The 18,931-nt window shown below is 72.3% G+C and carries 18 protein-coding genes; 9 read left to right on the forward strand and 9 right to left on the reverse strand.

All coding sequences use genetic code 11. The features are described 5' to 3' along the window. The first annotated feature begins 80 nt into the window (after positions 1–80). Complete coding sequence (locus OO62_RS13095) at positions 81–1,760, forward strand: FAD-dependent monooxygenase (protein ID WP_033267517.1); 1,680 nt, start codon at positions 81–83, stop codon at positions 1,758–1,760. Positions 1,761–1,803: 43 nt separating this feature from the next. Here OO62_RS13095 and OO62_RS13100 read toward each other — a convergent pair whose 3' ends face one another. From OO62_RS13100 to OO62_RS13110, 3 genes are all read right to left on the reverse strand, one after another. After that, entirely contained in the window at positions 1,804–2,727 is a 924-nt protein-coding gene (locus OO62_RS13100; protein WP_033267518.1) for an MBL fold metallo-hydrolase, read from the reverse strand. 149 nt (positions 2,728–2,876) lie between these two features. Then, positions 2,877–3,704: an alpha/beta fold hydrolase gene (locus OO62_RS13105; protein WP_033267519.1), complete on the reverse strand. Its 828-nt coding sequence runs from the start codon at positions 3,702–3,704 to the stop codon at positions 2,877–2,879. Positions 3,705–3,767: 63 nt separating this feature from the next. Further along, the gene (locus OO62_RS13110) at positions 3,768–4,550 is read right to left on the reverse strand and encodes an alpha/beta fold hydrolase (RefSeq protein WP_033267520.1); all 783 of its coding nucleotides are present in this window, start codon (positions 4,548–4,550) and stop codon (positions 3,768–3,770) included. A 154-nt stretch (positions 4,551–4,704) separates the two neighbouring features. Between OO62_RS13110 and OO62_RS13115 the strand changes: the two genes are divergently transcribed. From OO62_RS13115 to OO62_RS13125, 3 genes are all read left to right on the forward strand, one after another. Then, complete coding sequence (locus tag OO62_RS13115) at positions 4,705–5,634, forward strand: LysR family transcriptional regulator (RefSeq protein WP_051733091.1); 930 nt, start codon at positions 4,705–4,707, stop codon at positions 5,632–5,634. An 89-nt stretch (positions 5,635–5,723) separates the two neighbouring features. Further along, positions 5,724–5,990 carry a hypothetical protein gene (locus tag OO62_RS13120; protein WP_033267710.1) on the forward strand — a complete coding sequence of 89 codons (267 nt, stop codon included), beginning with the start codon at positions 5,724–5,726 and terminating at the stop codon, positions 5,988–5,990. A gap of 313 nt (positions 5,991–6,303) precedes the next feature. Continuing rightward, positions 6,304–7,527 (forward strand): cytochrome P450, encoded by a 1,224-nt coding sequence (locus tag OO62_RS13125; RefSeq protein ID WP_033267521.1) that lies wholly within the window; start codon positions 6,304–6,306, stop codon positions 7,525–7,527. Positions 7,528–7,578: 51 nt separating this feature from the next. On the opposite strand, the gene OO62_RS13130 is transcribed toward OO62_RS13125, so the two are convergent. Next, positions 7,579–8,253 (reverse strand): CAP domain-containing protein, encoded by a 675-nt coding sequence (locus tag OO62_RS13130; RefSeq protein WP_033267522.1) that lies wholly within the window; start codon positions 8,251–8,253, stop codon positions 7,579–7,581. A gap of 182 nt (positions 8,254–8,435) precedes the next feature. Between OO62_RS13130 and OO62_RS39570 the strand changes: the two genes are divergently transcribed. Then, entirely contained in the window at positions 8,436–8,618 is a 183-nt protein-coding gene (locus OO62_RS39570; protein ID WP_157850139.1) for a hypothetical protein, read from the forward strand. Positions 8,619–8,670: 52 nt separating this feature from the next. On the opposite strand, the gene OO62_RS13135 is transcribed toward OO62_RS39570, so the two are convergent. Continuing rightward, positions 8,671–9,576 (reverse strand): LysR family transcriptional regulator, encoded by a 906-nt coding sequence (locus OO62_RS13135; protein WP_033267523.1) that lies wholly within the window; start codon positions 9,574–9,576, stop codon positions 8,671–8,673. Positions 9,577–9,659: 83 nt separating this feature from the next. Here OO62_RS13135 and OO62_RS13140 point away from each other — a divergent pair, with 83 nt between their 5' ends. Further along, positions 9,660–10,589, forward strand: a complete 930-nt coding sequence (locus OO62_RS13140) for a PhzF family phenazine biosynthesis protein (protein ID WP_033267524.1) — start codon at positions 9,660–9,662, stop codon at positions 10,587–10,589. 43 nt (positions 10,590–10,632) lie between these two features. On the opposite strand, the gene OO62_RS13145 is transcribed toward OO62_RS13140, so the two are convergent. Beyond that, the gene (locus OO62_RS13145) at positions 10,633–12,828 is read right to left on the reverse strand and encodes an FUSC family protein (RefSeq protein ID WP_051733167.1); all 2,196 of its coding nucleotides are present in this window, start codon (positions 12,826–12,828) and stop codon (positions 10,633–10,635) included. 337 nt (positions 12,829–13,165) lie between these two features. Further along, complete coding sequence (locus OO62_RS13150; RefSeq protein ID WP_033267526.1) at positions 13,166–14,086, reverse strand: helix-turn-helix transcriptional regulator; 921 nt, start codon at positions 14,084–14,086, stop codon at positions 13,166–13,168. A gap of 115 nt (positions 14,087–14,201) precedes the next feature. On the opposite strand from OO62_RS13150, the gene OO62_RS13155 reads away from it, so the two are divergent. The 3 genes from OO62_RS13155 (at position 14,202) to OO62_RS13165 (ending at position 16,552) form a co-directional block, all read left to right on the forward strand. Beyond that, positions 14,202–14,798 carry a non-oxidative hydroxyarylic acid decarboxylases subunit B gene (locus OO62_RS13155; RefSeq protein ID WP_033267527.1) on the forward strand — a complete coding sequence of 199 codons (597 nt, stop codon included), beginning with the start codon at positions 14,202–14,204 and terminating at the stop codon, positions 14,796–14,798. A gap of 61 nt (positions 14,799–14,859) precedes the next feature. Continuing rightward, a complete protein-coding gene (locus OO62_RS13160; RefSeq protein WP_033267528.1) occupies positions 14,860–16,287 on the forward strand; it encodes a non-oxidative hydroxyarylic acid decarboxylases subunit C in 1,428 nt (475 codons plus the stop codon). Between the two features lie 31 nt (positions 16,288–16,318). Then, positions 16,319–16,552, forward strand: coding sequence for a non-oxidative hydroxyarylic acid decarboxylases subunit D (locus OO62_RS13165; protein ID WP_033267529.1), 234 nt, complete (start codon positions 16,319–16,321; stop codon positions 16,550–16,552). An 85-nt stretch (positions 16,553–16,637) separates the two neighbouring features. Here OO62_RS13165 and OO62_RS13170 read toward each other — a convergent pair whose 3' ends face one another. Further along, positions 16,638–17,519, reverse strand: a complete 882-nt coding sequence (locus OO62_RS13170; protein WP_234386240.1) for a carbohydrate ABC transporter permease — start codon at positions 17,517–17,519, stop codon at positions 16,638–16,640. Then, complete coding sequence (locus OO62_RS13175) at positions 17,516–18,919, reverse strand: ABC transporter permease (protein ID WP_033267530.1); 1,404 nt, start codon at positions 18,917–18,919, stop codon at positions 17,516–17,518. Before OO62_RS13175 ends, OO62_RS13170 begins: the two co-directional genes overlap by 4 nt. Positions 18,920–18,931: the final 12 nt, after the last annotated feature.

The following is an 18,931-nucleotide window of genomic DNA, read 5'->3' on the forward strand; positions in this document are numbered from 1 at the left end:
TAGCGCAGTGGCTACGGTGTTGCCGTAGTGAGAACACTGTAGCCATAAGCTGTACTCAGCAATCGCAACGGGGGAGAAGCATGCCCGAGACCCGCATTCCGGTCCTGATCGCCGGCGGCGGCACGGTCGGTCTGGCCACCGCTCTGTTCCTGGCCCACCACGGTGTGGCGTCCCTGGTCGTGGAGCGGCAGCCCGGGCCGAGCGTCCACCCACGCGCCACCGGACTCGGGCCGCGGACCGTCGAGTTCCTGCGTCAGGCCGGCCTCGACGAGGCGGTCGACGCGGTGGCCATCGACATGTCCGCGGGCAACCTCGGCAAGATCTCGGCCGGCACGCTCGCCGAGGCCGACCTGCCCGCCGTGGCGGCGGCCGGGCCCGCTCACCCGCAGCTGGGGCCCCGGCTCACCGGCCGGGTCAGCCCGGGCGTGCTGCGCGGCACCTGCCCGCAGAACCGGCTGGACGCCGTACTCCTCCCGGCCGCACGCGAGCGCGGCGCCACCGTCCGGTACGCGACCCGGCTGGTGTCCTTCGAGCAGGACGACGACGGCATCACCGCGCTCCTCGACACCGGGGACGCCCCCGGCGGACGTGAGACCGTACGGGCCGACTACCTGGTGGCCGCCGACGGGGTGCGCAGCGGCGTACGGGACGCACTCGGCATCGCCACCTCGGGCCCCGGTGAACTCGGCAGCCCCATGGTGAACATCCTCTTCCGCGCCGACCTCACCGCCTACACGCACGGACACTCCTTCGTCACCTGCGACATCACCCATCCCGACGCGCCCGGCCTGCTGGTGACCGTCGACGGCGAAAAGGAGTGGATCTTCCACGCCGCCTACGCCCCGGGCGCGGGCCGCGGCGCGGACGACTTCACTCCCGCCCGTTGCCGCGCGCTGATCCGGGCGGCCATCGGCGCCCCCGATCTGGAGGTGGAGGTGGTCAGCACGCTGCCGTGGCGACCGCGGGGACTGCTCGCCGACCGCTTCCGCGCCGGCCGGGTGTTCCTGGCCGGCGACGCCGCGCACACCAACCCGCCGCTGGGCGCCTTCGGCCTGAACACCGGGATCGCCGACGCGCACAACCTGGCCTGGAAGCTGGCCGCCGTCCTGCGTGGCGACGCCGGCCCCGCGCTGCTCGACAGCTACCCGGCCGAACGGCGTCCGGTGGCGGCGCTCGCCCTGGAGCAGTCCCTGCGGCGGCTGGCCGACCCCCGGCTGCACTGGGACCAGAGCCCGCGGACGGCGGCCGCGCGCGCCGCCGCCGGGGTCGTCAACGCGCCCGTCGTGCACCTGGGTTACCGCTATGACTCCGACGCGGTGATCGACCCGCAGCCGGACCTGCCCTCCCACGAGGACGTCGCCCGCACCCTCGACGGGGCCCCCGGCTCCCGCCTCCCGCACCTGTGGGTCGAGCGGCACGGCCGCCGGATCTCCACGCTCGACCTGGTCGAGTCCCGGTTCACCCTGCTGACCGGCGCCGACGGCGACCGCTGGATCCGCGCGGCACGGGAGGCGGGGGAGCGGCTGGGCGTTGCGGTCGCCGCGCACCGGATCGGCCCCGGTGCCGAGGTGGCCGACCCGGAAAGGGACTGGCCACGGCTCGCCGGGCTCGACGCGGCCGGCGCCCTGCTGGTACGCCCCGATCAGTTCGTCGCCTGGCGGGCGGGCGCCCCGTCCGAGGATCCGGCCGGCGAGCTGGAGCGCGTCCTCGCCCGGCTTCTCGCCCGCGAGAGCCCCGCGGAGCACGGCGGGACGGCGTAGGTCATCGGGGCGGTGACTCCGGGCGGCGGTGGACCGCCCGGCGTCACCAGCGCACCGCGGTGAAGTCGATCGGCCGCGGCCGCAGCTGCCCCACCCGGGCGGTCAACTCCCGCATCCGCCGCGCCATTTCCTCCGCGGGCAGCCGCTTGCGGTCGCCGTGGCCGGGCAGCAGCCACTCGAAGCGCAGCTGGTCGGCGGTCCGGGCCAACGACGCGGCCAGCACCTCGATGGAGTACCAGGTGACGCTCTCCGCCACCGCCAGGTCGCCCAGGCCGCGCGACCAGTAGAAGCTGTCGCCGCTGAAGCAGTACCGCTCGTCGGCGACGTAGAGCACGCTTCCCTCGGTGTGGCCGGGGAGGGGGTGGGCGAGCATTCCCGCGGCGATCTCGACGGTCTCCGTCCCACGCAGCACCCGGTCGGCATCCGGGGCGGCGTCGAGATCGCCCTCGTGGATCCACAGCCGCGCACCGAACCGGTCGGCGTAGCGACGGCCGTGCGCGGCGTGGTCCCGGTGGGTCAGCAGAACATCGGTGACGGGGCCGAGCTGCTCGTACCGCGTGGCGAGCGCGGCACTGAAGCGGGGGGTGTCCACCATCATCAAGGACCCCGAAGGGCGCCGTACGAGATAGGAGTTGGCGCCGGCGTTCTCGGGGGAGTTGTGCCCGCAGAGGTGGACGGTGCCGTCGTCGTCCAGCGGCAGCGGGAAGGGGTCACGCGTCACGTCCAGCCGACGGGAGGCGGGGCGGACGGAGCGGGTGGGGCAGGCGAACGCGGCCGCTGACAGCATGCGTTCCTCCGCTTCGTCGCGCGGCTGGCGCAGGATGTGGGACCGGCCGTCGGCCTCACCGATCAGGTCCGGTGCGAGCTGCCGCGCGACGTCGCAGTTGGTGCAGCGCTCGTCGACGTACCAGCCGGCGGTGCCGGTCCCGGCCGCCGGGTCGGGGTGGGGGGTGTGCGCATGGTTCACGGTGGGCCTCCTTGTGCACGGCGGGGGCCGGTGTGCCGGCCCCGTGATCACGAGGTTCGCCGGTCACCCCGGAAAGCGGAAGGGGGGTCCGGCCTTGTTTCTCACGGTTGGTTCCGCTCTCCGCGCCTTCGCGAACAATCGCTCATTTGTCATGCACATGTACGCGATCGGTCGAGCCGTTCGAGGTGTTCGGCGACCTTCGTGAGGAGCAACTCCGGGTTCTCCGCCGGGAGGCCGTGTCCGCCGGGTACCCGCAGCAGCCGGGCGTGCGGGATCCGGTCTACCAGTTCGTGCTGGTGGTGCGGGGGGACGATGCGGTCGTCGGCACTGGAGATGACCAGCGTCGGGGCGGTGACGTGCGGGAGCAGGCCGGTGAGGTCGACGCCCGCGTTGGCCGCGGACTGCCGGGCGAGGCCGTCCCGGGCGCCGTCCAGCAGCTCGGTGACGGTGGCAGCGACCTGCTCGAACGTGGTCCGGTCCCAGGCGCGCAGGGTCTCCTTGCCCATGGCGGTGAGCAGCATCATGCGCGCCATCGCCGCCGGGTCGGTGCGCGCCAGGTGCTGCCACAGTTCGAACTGGAACACCATCTGCGGGTCGGACCGGACCCATCCGGCGTGCGCCGTCAGGGAGTTGACGAGGTCGGGGTGCAGGGCCGCGGTGGCCGTGGCCACGACGGCACCGAGCGAGTGCCCGACGACGTGGAACCGGTCCAGGCCGGCGTCCCGGGCCGCCGCCACGACGTGCGCGACCAGGTCGTGGAGGGTGAAGGGCCCGCCGGGGTCGCGGGTGCCGCCGGAACCGGGCAGATCCGGGGCCACGATCGTGTACTGGTCGCCGAGGGCCTTGATGAGTGGCCCCCAGTTGCCCTCGCCGGTGGCGCCGGTGCCGTGCACCAGCACCAGGCCGGGACCGCTGCCGGTGACGAGGTAGTGGGCCTTGCTGGTACCGCCGGATACGGGAACGTCGACCACGGGCACGGTGCTCTCCTTCAGGGAGGGGTGGGAACAGGGCAGGGTGCGGCGGACGGGCCGCGGGCCCGGTCAGTTCCGGGGGGCCGCCTGGCGCAGGGCCGCCCGGAGCGCCTGGTTGAAGCGCTCGGCCCGGTCCTGCTGGGACATGTGGCCGGCGCCCTCGATGACCGTCAGCCGGGCACCGGGGATCAGGGCGGCGCACTCCCGGGCGACCGACAGCGGGACCTCGGTGTCCAGCTCGCCGTGCAGGAAGTGGGTGGGCACCCGCACGTCGCCCAGCCGGTCGCGCGGGTCGTAGTCCGCCTGGTCGAGGACGAGTTGGTCGATGAGGAACGTGGCGTCCAGCAGCTGCCGGACCGTCCAGTCGATCATGGCGGCGCTCGCCCCCGGGCGGTACCAGTGCGGGACGAAGTCGGCCAGTGTGCCCGCCCGGTCGGCGCGCAGGTCCGCCAGCAGCTTGTCCATCGCCGCCCGCATCCCGGAGAAGTGGTGGAAGCCCGCGTCCACCGGGACGATCGCGCCGATCCGGTCCGGGGCGGCGAGCGCGGCCTCCAGGGTGAACGCCCCCGCGATCGACGAGCCGATCAGCACCGGCCGGTCCAGCTCCAGGACGTCGAGGAACTCCAGGACGTCGCGGGTGAGGCCGGCGATGCTGTAGCCGGTGGCGGGCCGGTCCGACCTGCCGCAGCCCCGCCAGTCGACGGTGATCACACGGTGGTCGGTCATCAGGTCGGCCGCCTGGGCGTCCCACACCCGGCCGCTGGTGCCCCAGCCGTGCAGGAACACCAGGGGGCGGCCGGAGCCGAGGTCCTGGTAGTGAAGTGTGGTGCCGTTGACGGTCGCGTGCGCCATCGTCGTTCTCTCCTCTTCTCGCGGGCCCGCCGACGGACCGGTGGAGCCGCCTCGCCGCGCGGACGTGCCCATTCCAGCGGGTGGGCCGGTGCCGTCCAAGGAGCGGTCCGTTCTTAGACTGATCACGGATCGTGATGAATCGGGGGAGGGTGACGTGGAGTTGCGTCAGGTGCGCTACTTCGTGGCGGTGGCCGAGGAGCTGCACTTCGGACGTGCCGCCGCGCGGCTGCACATCGTGCAGCCGACGGTCAGCCAGCAGATCCGGCGCCTGGAGCGGGAATTCGGCCTGGAGCTGTTCGACCGCACCACCCGCACGGTGACGCTGACCGCAGCGGGCCAGACCTTCCTGACACATGCGCAGGCCCTGCTGCGGGCCGAGCGCGCGGCGACCGAGGCGATGGCCGCTCTTCAGGCCGAGCAGGAATCGACCCTGAGGGTGGGCACCACTGTCGGACTCGGACTCCGCCTGGACGCGCTGTTGACCGCGCTGACCGAACGCGCCCCGCAGCTGATGGTCGAGCTGGTCAGCGCGGACCGGGCCACCCGGCTCCAGCAGGTCCGCGACGGTGAGCTGGACGCCGCGTTCATCCGGGGCCCCGACCACAGCCCCGGCCTGGAACTCCTGCCCCTCTGGACCGACGTCCTGGTCGCCGCCCTGCCCGCCGGGCACCCGCTGGCCGCCGGGCCGTGCGTCGCCCTCGCCGACCTGGCCGGACTGCCGCTGCGCATCGCGCCCCGGGAGGCCCACCCCCAGCTGGTCGACGCCGTCGTGCACGCCTGCCGCGCGGCGGGCTTCGACCCGGTCATGGGCGCCGCGTTCACCACCGACCAGGACACCCTGGCCGCCATCGCCGCCGGCCGGCCGAGCTGGACGGTCTACTTCGCGTCCCAGGCCGCGATCCAGCCCGCGCCCCGCATCGCCTTCCGCCCCTTCACCGACCCCGCCCCCGCCCTCCAGACCAATCTGGCCGTACGCCCCGGCCCGCCGTCCCGCCGGCTGGCCGCTTTCCTGGACGCCTGTAACTCCCTGGAACGAGCGGAGTCACCCGGGGGCGTGCGGGCGCCGCGCCAGGGCCTGCTGTGAAAGGGGATCTCGGGCGTGACTGATCAGGTCCTCAACGAACGTCTGTGACAAGGCTCCACACCGCTGACACCACGTACACTCCCACCACGATGAAGCGACGTGTTCATTTCACCGAGCAGGCGGGGCGATTCCGCGACTACATCCCGGTCGACGACCGGAAGGCGCTCCTGCACCTCGTCGACAAGATCGCCGACGACCCGCAAGGTCCGGCCACACACCTCGCCTACAGAGACGATGACGCCACCCGATCAACCTGGGCCGACGGTCTCATGGTGCACTACCTCGTGACCCCCTACGACCTGGTCGTTGTCGACGTCGACATCTACGACGCCAGTAGAGGCTTCAACATCGTGTGAACAGTGCTTGCTGCCACCGGGCTTACGGGTGGAGGCAGGACCGTGACGGTGGTCCTCACTCGCCGTGAGCCCTCCAACGGCCCAGCACCGCCAGCCGCGCGCCCCGATCAGGAGTAGGACGGAGCTGACGGGTGTGGCGGCGGGAGAAGCAGGTACGCGGGATGAACAGGGTGGTCGACCTCAACCACTGTCAGGGATATGCGCAGTGCGACCGTCGCCCTCCGGCCATCTGCCGGACCGGCGGCTGACCGTCGTGCAACCGGCCCGCTGAGGCCCGTCACCCGGCGAAACAGAGCGAGGAGGAGCCCCGCCCATGTCCGCGGACACCCTGTTCCGAAGGATCACCGACTACGCCCACCGCGCCGATCCCTACCCCCTCTACGCCGAGCTGCGCGAGGCAGGCGTGGCGCGGCAGGGCGACGGGAGCTACCTGGTCGGGAACTACCACGACATCGCCGCGCTGCTGCACGACCCGCGGATCAGTTCCGACCGCCGCAACCGCGTCACACCGGACGGCACCGGCACCGGCGAAGACCTGCCGCCGTCCTTCATCGGGCTCGACGACCCCGAACACCACCGGCTCCGCGGCCTCGCGATGCGCTCCTTCGGCCCGCCCCACACCCCGGGCCGGATCGACTCCCTGCAGGGCGAAATGGCCCGTATCGTGGCGGATCTGCTCGACGGATTCCGGGACAAGGACCGGATCGACATCGTCGACGACTTCGCCTACCCGCTCCCGGTCACCGTGATCTGCCGGCTGCTGGGCGTGCCGACCGAGGACGAGCCGCAGTTCCGCGGCTGGTCGGACGCCATCGTCTCCGGCTTCGACCCCACCCCCGGTGAGGATCCCGCCGAGCGCGCCCGCGCGGCCTCCGAGGCCCGCAAGGCGATGGGCCTGTACCTGGGGGAGCTCGCCGAGCGGCGCCGCGGCCACCCGTCCGACGACATGCTCTCGGCGTTCGTCACCGGCGGCGCCGAGGCCGGTGCGGGCCTGACCCCGCTGGAGATCATGACCACCTCGGTACTGCTGCTCATCGCCGGGCACGAGACCACCGTCAACCTGATCACCAACGGGGTGCTCACCCTGCTGCGCCACCCCGGCCAGTTGGCGCGGTTGCGCGACGATCCCGCCCTGATGCCGCGGGCGGTGGAGGAACTGCTGCGCTACGAGCCTCCCGTGCAGATGCTGCCGCAGCGCACCCCGCTCACCGACATCGAGGTCTCGGGCGTCACCGTCCCCAAGGGTTCACCCCTCATCCTGGTGCTCGCCTCCGGCAACCGCGATCCGAAGCGGTTCGACGACCCCGACCGCTTCGACTCGGCCCGCGAGGACAACCAGCACCTCGGCTTCGGCAGCGGCATCCACAGCTGCTTCGGCGCCCCGCTGGCTCGTCTGGAGGCCCAGATCGCCCTGACCGGACTGCTCCGGCACCTCGACGGGCCCCGCCTGGTCGAGGATCCGCCGCCGTACCGGAGCAGCCCGGTCCTGCGAGGGCCGCGCCATCTGCTGGTCGAGCGGGACCGGGCGGGTGCCTGACGAGGTCCGGGAGGGCCGGAGGGTGATGCGGTCCGCTGTGCCGGAAGGCGGTTATCCGGCGGTTCCGAAGTCCTGCGTCCAGTAATCGCCGGGCTGTGCCAGGCCCACGCCCATCTCCTTGAAGGAGCAGTCGAGAATATTGCGCTTGTGGCCGGGGCTGGACATCCAGCCCTTCATCACGCTCTCGGGGGAGGAGTATCCATAGGCGACGTTCTCGCCGTACGCGCTCCAGTGGTAACCGGCCCGCGTGATCCGGGCGCCGGGGTCGGATCCGTCGGAGCCCGTGTGGGACATGTTCCGGTGGGCGGCCATGTCCTTGCTGTGGTCCTGTGCGGCCTTCGTGAGTTTCGCATTCAGGGCCAGCGGTGAGCATCCGGCCTTGGCGCGCTCGTTGTTGACGAGTTCCAGGATCCGGGCCGCGGTGCCGGAAGCCGGAGCGGCGGCCTTCGACGCGCTCGGGGACGCGGCGGGGGCCTTGGGGGCCGTGGACGTGCTGGTGGCGGGCTTGGCGCTCGACGCGGTCCGCCCCGGGTGGTGGGCGTGCGCCGCCTTCGTCCAGTGGCCGTTCTCCCAGTGGCCGTGCCGGTGGTGGCCGTATCCCCGGTATTCCTGGTGCTGCTGTCCGTTCAGACATGCCATGGCTGCGGAGGGCACGGCCACCGCGCCTATCGCGAGTGCGGCGACGGTTATCTTCCGGTAGTGCGTCGTCCGGCGATGCTTTGTCATCGGTGACCTCATTCGGTGTGCGCGGCGCGTTCCCTGGACTGCCGGGTTTCTCGAACCCCGCCCCTGAACTGCGGAGATGCCATGGGCTCGTCATTCAATGGGACCGCTGTGCGGCAGGCAAGAAAGGCCGTCTACTAATGCGTTTAGTAGCGGCGGCCGATGCTTGTCAGAGGGATTCCGGCATGCTGGCCGTATTCTCGATCACTCAGGAAATGCTGTCGGCCCGTCAGAAAGCCCTGCGCGGCGAATATGCGGGGGAAAATGCCGAGTGCATCGAATGCCGGTTGGTGCTGTGCGGCCTATTGCGCTATCAAGACGGACAAATCCCCTATGTCGACTGGGGAAAGATCTACTATTCGGCATAGTTGAGAGGCGAGGTGGCTATGACGGATGTCACAGGCGCTCGGAGTGCGGCTCTCAGGTCCCCGCGGCGAACACCCGCGCCAGCTCCTCTGCCACCACCCGCGCGCCCGGCGAGACCCACCGCCTGCGGTGCCGTGCGAGCTGCACCGGCACCGGCTCGGCCGACGGGCCGTCCACCACGGCCAACCGGCCCTCGGCCAGCTGCCGTTCGACCGTGACGCGGGGGAGCAGGGTCAGCCCCAGCCCGGCGGCGACGCACGACCGGGCCGCGTCGATGCTCCCGAAACGGGTGATCCTGGGCCTGACGCCGGGCACCTCCTGCAACGCACGGACCAGCCGGTCGCTGTACGAGCAGCCCTCCTCGTGCACGAAGAAGCTCTCCCGGGCCAGCTCGTCCCAGTCCGCCGACCGCCCGGCGAGCCGATGATCGGCCGCCGCGACGTACACCAGCGGCTCGCTCGTGATCCGCCGGGCCAGCAGGTCCCGCTCGTCGACCTCCGGCTCCAGCAGCAGCGCGAGATCGAGCCGGCCGGTGCGCAGCCCGTCCACCGCCCCCACGGTGTCCGCCGCGTGCAGATGGACATCCAGCCGGGGGTGGTCGCGCCGCAGCGCGGCGATCACCTCGGGCAGCCGGGAGGAGCACAGTGAATCGCCCGCCCCGACGACCACCTCGCCCGCCACCGCCCCGGCCTCCGTGTCGCCCTGCCCGGCAGCGGCCGCCGCACGCAGCCCGGCCACCGCGTCGAGCACCGCCTCGGCCTCCTCCACCAGCGCGCGGCCGGCCCGGGTCGGCACCGTCCCCGCCGGCAGCCGGTCGAACAGCACGGTCCCCAACTCCCGCTCCAGCGTGCGGATCTGGACGGTCACCGTGGACTGCGCGAGATGGAGCGCGCGGGCCGCGGCGGTGAAGCTCCCCGCGTGCGCGAGCGTGACGAAGGTCCGCAGAAGTCTGGTGTCCACGACCGCAGGCTATCGCGAACCTCGATGGGCTTGAGCGGAAACAATCGTTGGACGCGATGGAGTGAACCTGTCACGGTAAACCCATGACCACACACCAGAGCCCCGCCCTCACCGCCACCGCCACCGACGCGGACACCGCCGACGCGGCCGGCGTCGAGGTTCTGCGCTACTCCGCCTTCACCACCGACCCCGCCGGCGGCAACCCGGCCGGCGTGGTGCTCGACGCCGCAGCCCTCGACGACGCACGGATGCTCGCCCTCGCCGCCGAAGTCGGCTACTCCGAGACCGCGTTCGTCACCGCACACGACACCGCCGCCCGCCGCTACCGGCTGCGCTACTTCAGCCCCCTCGCCGAGGTCGCCTTCTGCGGACACGCCACCGTCGCCACCGCGGTCGCCCTCGCCACCCGGACCGGCACCGGCGAGCTGGTCTTCGACACCCCGGCCGGCGAGATCCGGGTGGACACCACCGAGGACGGCGGGCAGCTCCGCGCCACCCTCACCAGCGTCCCGGCCCACTCCCGCCCGGCCGACGAGGCCACCCAGGTCACGCCGACGCTGCGGGCGCTGCGCTGGAGCGCGGCCGACCTGGACCCGGCACTCCCGCCGCAGGTCGCCTTCGCCGGCAACGACCACCTCGTCCTGGCCGTCCGCAGCCGGGAACAACTCGCCGCCCTCGACTACGACTTCGACGCCTTGCACGACGTCATGCGGGCCCACGGCTGGACCACCGTCCACCTCGTGCACCGCGCCGCGCCCGACCGCCTCGACTTCCACGCCCGGGACCCCTTCCCGGTCGGCGGCGTCGTGGAGGACCCGGCGACCGGCGCCGCCGCCGCGGCCTTCGGCGGCTACCTCCGCACCCTCGGACTCGTCACCGAGCCCGTACGGGTCCACCTCCGGCAGGGCGAGGACATGGGCCGTCCCAGCGACCTGTACGTCGACATCCGCCCCGACGACGACCGGATCCGGGTGACGGGCGCGGCCGTGCCCCTTCCGGCACCGGCCGAGTGACGCCGGGCGAGTGGGCCGGCCGCCCGGCCGGCCCGCCGCGGGCTCAGGCCCTGGTGCCGCCGCTGCGCCCCGCCACCGGCACATCGAGCGGCCGGGCGAGACCCACCACGCCGTCGTCCAGACGCTGGAGGTGCCGCAGCACGCGGAAGGTGACCGTCCCCGACCGCAGTGCCGGGGAGTCGCTCGCCTCCAGCATCGCGGCGATGCTGGCGCCCGCTTCGACCTCGCCCTCCACGGACTCGTCCCGCACCCGCGCGACGATCAGATCGATGTTGCGCGCGATGCGGAGCCCGGCGTGCGCCAGCCGCGGATCGGCCGCCACGGTCCTGCTGTACGGCACGAGTTCGGCCGTCGCCGCCAGCGACCGGGCGTGGTAGGCGCAGGTCTCCAGGAGCGCCACCAGATACTGCGCGGTCTGCCGCCGCACCCGCAGCGGGGTGATCGGATGCGTCAACGGCCCGGTGGAGGCGCGCAGATCGTCCAGCGCGGTGTCCAGATCGCGCGCCATGCCCAGCAGGTCGACGGCCGGGCCGCCGCTGAGCTGCTCCACCGCCGCGGCCACGACCTCCCGCAGCCGGTCCAGCACCGTGCCCAGGGCGTCGTCCGTACGGCGGTCGGTGTGCACCGGCAGCACCAGCACCGCGGCGATGATGCCGCAGGCGGCACCCAGCGCCGTCTCCTCGATGCGCAGCACCAGCACGGACAGGCTGTAGGTGTTGAGCACGGTGTACAGCAGGCCCAGCATCGCCGTGACGAAGAAGGACATCAGCGCGTACGACAGCGGGGCGGTGAAGAACATGCCGAAGATGCAGACAAGGACGAGCGCGAACGCGGTCCAGGTGTGGTTGCCGACCAGCCCGGCCAGCGCCACACCGGCGATCACGCCGAACACCGTGCCCAGCAGCCGGCGATAGCCCTTGACCAGGATCTCGCCCGTCGACGACGTGTTGAGGAAGACCACCCAGCACGTCAGCACCGCCCAGTACCAGCGCTGGCTCGACAGGAACTCCCCGCCGATGATGGCCAGCGTGGAGCCGACCGCGACCTGGAAGGCGGCCCGGGTGGTGGGCCGCTGGAGACCGGTGCGCTCGTCCTCGGCCTCCGCGTCCTCCTCGTCCTTGCCCGCCCCGACGATCGCGAGGTCCTCGGCGTCGAACTCCTCCCGCGAGCGGGTGGTGGCCGGGGAGTCGTCGGACTCGTCCTGCGGCCCGTCCAGCGCGAGCCGCAGACCCAGAACGGCGCGCGCGGTCTCACCGACTCCGCGGAAGGCGTCCTGCACGGCCGGCGACGCCTGCGGCAGATTGTCCTCGTCGCGGTAGCCCAGCAGCCGGTTGCGTACGTGGGCCAGGGCCGTGCCGCGGTCGTCCGGCGCCCGCCTGGCCACCAGCAGGTTCAGCGCTTCGAGGTCCTTGCGCAGCCGGTTGTGCACCTCGCTGCCGGTCTGCAGCCGGCTCGCCGCCGCGGACAGCGGTGCGTGGGGCAGATGCAGGGTCAGGGTGTCCGCGCGTTCGGCGCTGCGGGCGTTGAGCACCAGCATCCCCAGCCGTTCGGCGGCGATCTCGGCGTCCGCGATGCGGCGTTGCAGCAGCCCCGCCGTGGCCGCGTCGGGGGTGCCCTCCTCCAGCCGGCCCTGGATCATCAGGGCCGCCTCGTGCAGCCGGGCGGTGTGCCGGCGCAGATCGTCGAGGACGTCGTCGAACTGCTCGGGGCCGGCGTCCATCAGCGCGACATGGGTGGCCACCAGTTGCGCGAGGCGGGCCCGGAAGGCGGCGCGCAGCCGGGCGAGGGTGCGCTGGGGTGTGTCGCGCACGACGGTGAACCGTACGGCGGCGCTGCAGGCGAACGCGACGGCCAGGGTCAGCGCCAGCTCGGGCAGGGCCGGGACGGTGGCCCGCACGAACAGCGACACGAAGTAGACCTGAAAGCCGATCAGGCCGAGCGCGGTGCCCCGGTCACCGAAGCGGCGGGAGTACACGGCGCCGAAGATCAGGGCGACGAAGAACAGGTCACCGGCGATGATGCCGGAGTGCAGCACCGCGCCCAGCGCCATGGCGGCGAGCGCGACGGGCAGACCCAGCGCGAGGGTGATCGCCTGGCCGCGCACCTCCTTCTCCCGGATCGCGAAGGTCGAGACCATGGCCGCCATGGCGCCCGCCACCATCAAGGTGACGCCGGTGTGCAGCAGCGCGAGGGCGACGAGGGTGAGCACGATCGCGCCCACCGTCCGCAGCCCCGCCATCAGCCGCAGCAACCCGGGGTCGGATGCCGCGAAGCGGTCCCAGGTGCCGGTCACAGCCCGTCGTATCGCTGCCTTCACGCCGTTCTACACTCCCGATCCTCGCTCTGAGCAGGGATGTCTCAGCATCGCACGGCAGCTCACCGGACACCGCGCCGGTCCGCGCACCGGACTCCGCCCGGGATCCCGCGGCGGGGAATGGGGCGCATCGCGCCGACCGGGGCTCGGGGCCCGCAGTCCTCGCCGTGCACGCGAACGCCGCCCGCTCGCACCGCTCTTCACCGGTCGCTCGGGAGCCCCGGGCAGCTCGACGAGCGCACCGGCCGGGCCCACGGTCCGGTCACGGCGCGTCCCCCGACGGCGGGGAAGCGGCACGACGTCCGCGGGCCTGCGCGCGGAACGCGGCCGGCGTCGTGCCCGCCCGCCGCCGGAAGAACTTGTTGAAGTCACTCGCGTCCGCGAAACCGAGCCGGTCGGCCACCGCCTTCGCCGGCAGCCTGCTGTGCTGGAGAAGCCGCTTGGCCTCCAGCAGGACACGCTCGTCGATGTACTTCTTCGCCGTCGTGCCGACGGCCGCCAGCGTCGCGCGGGACAGGGTGCGCTGGCTGTAGCCCAGCGCCGCCGCGTAGTCCTCGACCCGCCGGGTCACGGCATGGTCCCGCTCCACCGCCTCGTGGAACCGCCGGAACGTCTCCGCCACCGCGGCCGACCGCGGATGCTCCCCCTCCTGCGCCGACGCCAGCCGCAGCACCAGCACGGACACCAGATGCCGCATCACCTCGACATACGACTCCAGCGGCAGCGACGCCAGCGCGGCGTACTCGAAGACCAGGTGGTCGAGCGCCCGGCGCAGCCCTTCCGCGGCCGCGCCGTCGGGCCGCAACGGCCGCTGCATGTACGGCGGATCCATGTGTGCCACGGCGACCGTCGACGGCGGGAGGAACCCCGGCTGGAACACCACGATCGTGCCGTCCGCCCCGACCAGGTCCGGACCGAACTGCTGCACCTGCCCCGGCCGGATCCACAGCCACGCGCCGGCCGGCAGCTCGTGCTCCACGAAGTCGACGGATATCCGCATCGGCCGGCCGCGCACCGTGATCAGCTGGTGGAAGGCGGGCCGCAGCGGCGCGCACGGGTCGTTGCCGTGGCGCCGGGCCCGCTCGAACAGGCCGCCCAGTTCCACCACCTCGACCCCGGCAGCCGCGCCGGCCGTCGCCGTGTACGCCAGGTCCCGGACGTCCGGGTGTCCACTTTTTCCCATCGCGTGTCCTGAGCGTACCGCCGTCCGGCACCCTGCGCCTCCTAGCGTGGAGTCATCGCCGCCTCTCCCGCAGACGGCGGGAACACGCAGGTCAATGAGGTAGAGGAGCGGAACGGTGCGGCTGATCGTGGCAATGACCGGAGCGACCGGTGCGCCCCTCGGGGTGCGCCTGCTGGAGAACCTGCGGGAGCTGCCGGACGTCCGGACCCATCTCATCCTCTCCCGCTGGGCACGCACCACGATCGAGCTGGAGACCGGCCGCTCGGTGCGCGACGTCAGCGCCCTCGCCGACGAGGTGCACCACCCCGAGGACCAGGGCGCCACCCTCTCCTCCGGCTCCTTCCGGACCGACGGCATGGTGATCGTCCCGTGCTCGATGAAGACCCTCGCCGGGATCCGCGCCGGCTACGCCGACGGTCTGATCGCCCGCGCCGCCGACGTCGTCCTCAAGGAACGCCGCAAGCTCGTGCTCGTCCCGCGCGAGACGCCGCTCAGCGAGATCCACCTGGAGAACATGCTCGCCCTGGCCCGCATGGGCGTCCAGATGGTGCCGCCGGTGCCGGCGTTCTACAACCACCCGGCCTCCGTCGACGACATCGTCGACCACCTCACCGCGCGCATCCTCGACCAGTTCGAGCTGCCCGCCCCCGCCGCCCGGCGCTGGGCGGGCATGCGCGCGGCCCGCACCGCCGGCCCCGGCACGGCGGCCTGACCGCCGCCCGGCCCCCCGGCGGCCACCTCCCCAACTCCCCCCGCACGAAGGGCAGTCACCCATGGCGTACGACGATCTCCGCGGCTTCCTCGCCGCCCTCGAAGAGGAGGGCCAGCTCCTCCGCATCACCGACGAGGTCCTCCCCGAGCCCGATCTGGCCGCCGCCGCCAACGCCGCGGGCCGCATCGGCGAAGGCGCCCCCGCCCTGTGGTTCGACAACGTGAAGGGCTTCACCGACGCCCGCATCGCGATGAACGTGCACGGCTCCTGGGCCAACCACGCGCTCGCCCTCGGCCTGCCCAAGGACACCCCGGTCAAGGACCAGGTGGAGACCTTCGCCGCCCGCTGGGACGCCTTCCCCGTCGCCCCCGAACGCCGCGAGGACGCCCCCTGGCGGGAGAACACCCAACAGGGCGACGACATCGACCTCTTCTCCGTCCTGCCGCTCTTCCGCCTCAACGACGGCGACGGCGGCTTCTACCTCGACAAGGCCGCGGTCGTCTCCCGCGACCCGGAGGACCCGGACGACTTCGGCAAGCAGAACGTCGGCACGTACCGCCTCCAGGTCATCGGCAACAACCGCCTCGCCATGCAGCCCGTGCCGGTGCACGACGTGGCGCTCCACCTGCGCAAGGCCGAGGAGCGGGGCGAGGACCTGCCCATCGCCCTCACCCTCGGCAACGACCCGGTCCTCACCCTCGTGGCCGGCATGCCGATGGCGTACGACCAGAGCGAATACGAGATGGCCGGCGCACTCCGCCAGGCGCCCGCCCCGATCGCCACCGCGCCGCTCACCGGCTTCGACGTCCCCTGGGGCTCGGAGGTCGTCATCGAGGGCGTCATCGAGTCCCGCAAGCGCCAGATCGAGGGCCCCTTCGGGGAGTTCACCGGCCACTACTCGGGCGGCCGGCGGATGCCGGTGATCCGCGTCGACCGGGTCTCGTACCGCACCGACCCCGTCTTCGAATCCCTCTACCTCGGCATGCCGTGGACCGAGGTCGACTACCTCGTCGGGCCCAACACCTGCGTTCCCCTCCTGAAGCAGCTGCGCGCCGAATACCCCGAAGTGCAGGCCGTCAACGCCATGTACACGCACGGCCTGCTCGTCATCATCTCCACCAAGAAGCGCTACGGCGGCTTCGCCAAGGCGGTCGGCATGCGCGCCATGACCACCCCGCACGGCCTCGGCTACGTCAGCCAGGTCATCGTCGTCGACGAGGACATCGACCCGTTCAATCTGCCCCAGGTCATGTGGGCGATGTCCGCCAAGGTCAACCCCAAGGACGACGTCGTGGTGCTCCCCAACCTCTCGGTCGTGGAACTGGCGCCGGCGGCCCAGCCGGCCGGCCTCACCAGCAAGATGATCATCGATGCCACCACCCCCGTCGGCGCCGACGCCCGTGGCAACTTCTCCACCCCGGTCCAGGACCTGCCGGAGGCCGAGGAATGGGCCGCCCGGCTCCGTCAACTCCTCGCCGCCCAGGGCTGAATCCGCCGCCACCTCCCGCAAGGAGCACCCCATGACCCTCTGCCCCCGCTGCGCCCACGACGTCGTCGGCCGGCTCGCCACCTCCCCGGTCCCCGGTGTCTGGGACGTCCTCCAGTGCCGCCGCTGCCTCTACACCTGGCGCACCACCGAGCCGGCCCGCCGCACCCGCCGCGACGCCTACCCGGACGTCTTCAAGCTCACCGCCGACGACCTCGCGGCCGCCATCGAGGTTCCCGCGGTACCGCCGCTGCGCACCACCTCCTGACGCGAGGCGCGGCAACGCCCCGGACGCCGGAACCCGCTGCGCGGAGCAGCGGATCCCGGCGTCCGGGGCGTCAGGCCCGCCCGCGTCACTTCACCGAACCGGCCATGATGCCCTGGACGAAGTGCCGTTGGAACGCGAAGAACACGATCAGCGGCACGATCAGGGACAGGAAGGCGCCGGGCGCCAGCACGCCGATGTTGCTGCCGAACTGCCGCATCTGCGACTGCAGGGCGACCGTCAGCGGCTGCGACTCGTTGTCCGCGAAGAGCAGGGCGACCAGCATGTCGTTCCATACCCACAGGAACTGGAAGATGGCCAGGCTGGCGATGGCGGGGCGGCCCAGCGGCAGGATCAGCTGGGAGAAGATCCGCCACTCCCCGCCGCCGTCCATGCGGGCCGCCTCCAGCATCTCCTTGGGGATCTCCGCGAAGTAGTTGCGCAGCAGGAAGATGGCGAACGGCAAACCGTACGCGGTGTGGAAGAGGATCACACCGGGGATGGAGCCGAACAGGCCGAGCGCGCCGAACAGCTTGGCCACCGGCAGCAGTCCGATCTGCACCGGCACCACCAGCATCGCGACCACCACCAGGAACACCCAGTCCCGGCCGGGGAAATCCATCCAGGCGAAGGCGTATCCGGCCAGCGCGGCGATCACCACGACGGCGAGGGTGGTCGGCACGGAGATCAGCACCGTGTTCCAGAACGCCTGGACGATGCCCGAATCCTTCAGCAGCGCCGCGTAGTTGTCGAGCGACAGCCGGCTCGGCGCACTCAGCGCGGTCCACCATCCGCTGCTCGCGTTGGCCTCCTCCGTACGGAGCGAGGACAGGAACAGACCGGCGGCCGGGGTGAGCCAGATCAGGCCGACGACGAGCAGGAACAGCTGGATCACGGTACGGCTGAGCCGCTTCGCCGGCCGCGCTGCCGCCCGCCTGCGCCGCACGGCGGATCCCTGGACGGTGGTCATTTCTGGCTCCTGCGGAAGCGTCGGATGTTGAGGGCCATGGCCGGCACCACCAGGAGCAGCAGCAGTACGCCGAGGGCGCTGCCCAGTCCCTGGTTGTTGCCGCCGCCGAAGGAGACCAGCCACATCTGCAGCGCCAGGACGTTGGCGTCCTGCTGCACGGGGCCGGGGGCGATGATGTAGACGAGGTCGAAGACCTTCATCACGTTGATCACCATCGTCACGAACACCACGCCCAGGACGGGCCCGAGCAGCGGCACGGTGATCCGGTGGAAGACCTGCCACTCGTTCGCGCCGTCCATCCGGGCGGCCTCCAGGACGTCCCGCGGCATGGAGGACAGACCCGCGCCGATGAGGACCAGGGCGAAGCCGGTCCAGATCCACATGTAGGCGCCGATGATGGCGGGCGTGATGAGGGTGGGGCCGAGCCAGGCGATGCCCTCGTACGGCGGGGCGAAGTCCTTCGCCGGCAACTGGACCGCGTACGGGCCCGGCGCCAGACCGGTCAGCCGGTAGGAGCCGTCCGCACCGGTGGTGGCCGTGGCCGCCACCTTGCCGTGGGAGTCGACCGCCTCGACGGCGAGCTTCGGCAGCCCGCGTTCGCCGCGGTCGACGACGCCGGGCTTCCCGCCACCGCCGGGGGTGAAGTCGAGGTAGACCACACCCCGCAGCTCACCGTGGCCGGCCGGGGACGCGGCGGCCGCGGCGGCGGGCCGCGCCGCGTGCGGCATGTCCTTGGGGGCCACGCCGACCAGACCGAGGTTGACGGTGTGGCCGGGCGCGGCGCTGCGGGCCGTGCGGTAACCACCGTCCGGACGCTTGGTGAGCCGCTTGTCGCCCAGCCGCGCCTTGGCGGTCGGGAAGGAGACGGACTCGCCCTGGACGCTGTCGTGGATGCCGACGGTGACCGCGTTGAGCACGCCGCGCTGCGGGTCCTGCTCGTAGGCGAGGCGGAAGATGATGCCGGCGGCGAGGAACGAGATCGCCATCGGCATGAACATCAGCAGCTTGAACGCGGTCTTCCAGCGGATCTTCTCGGTCAGCACGGCCAGGACCAGGCCGAGTCCGGTCAGCAGCGCGGGGGCGAAGACGACCCAGACCGCGCTGTTGCGGATGGCCCGGAGCGTGGCCGGGTCCTGGAACATCGTGGTGTAGTTGCCGACGCCGACGAAGGTGTCGCCGGAGGCGTCGTACATGCTGCGGATGACCGAGAACACGATGGGGTACGCGACCAGCGCGCCCAGCAGCAGCAGCGCGGGGAAGAGGAACACCGCGGCGATGCGCCGGCGGCGCCGGACGGCGCGGCGCGCGGGGGCGCCGGGCCGTCCGGGGGTGTCGCCCGGCGGGCGGGGCGGGCCGCCGCGCGTGGTGGCGGGCGGCACCGCAGAAGTGGTGGCAGACATGGGATCGGGCCC

The sequence above is a fragment of the Streptomyces lydicus genome, from assembly GCF_000717345.1.
Lineage (GTDB): Bacteria > Actinomycetota > Actinomycetes > Streptomycetales > Streptomycetaceae > Streptomyces > Streptomyces lydicus.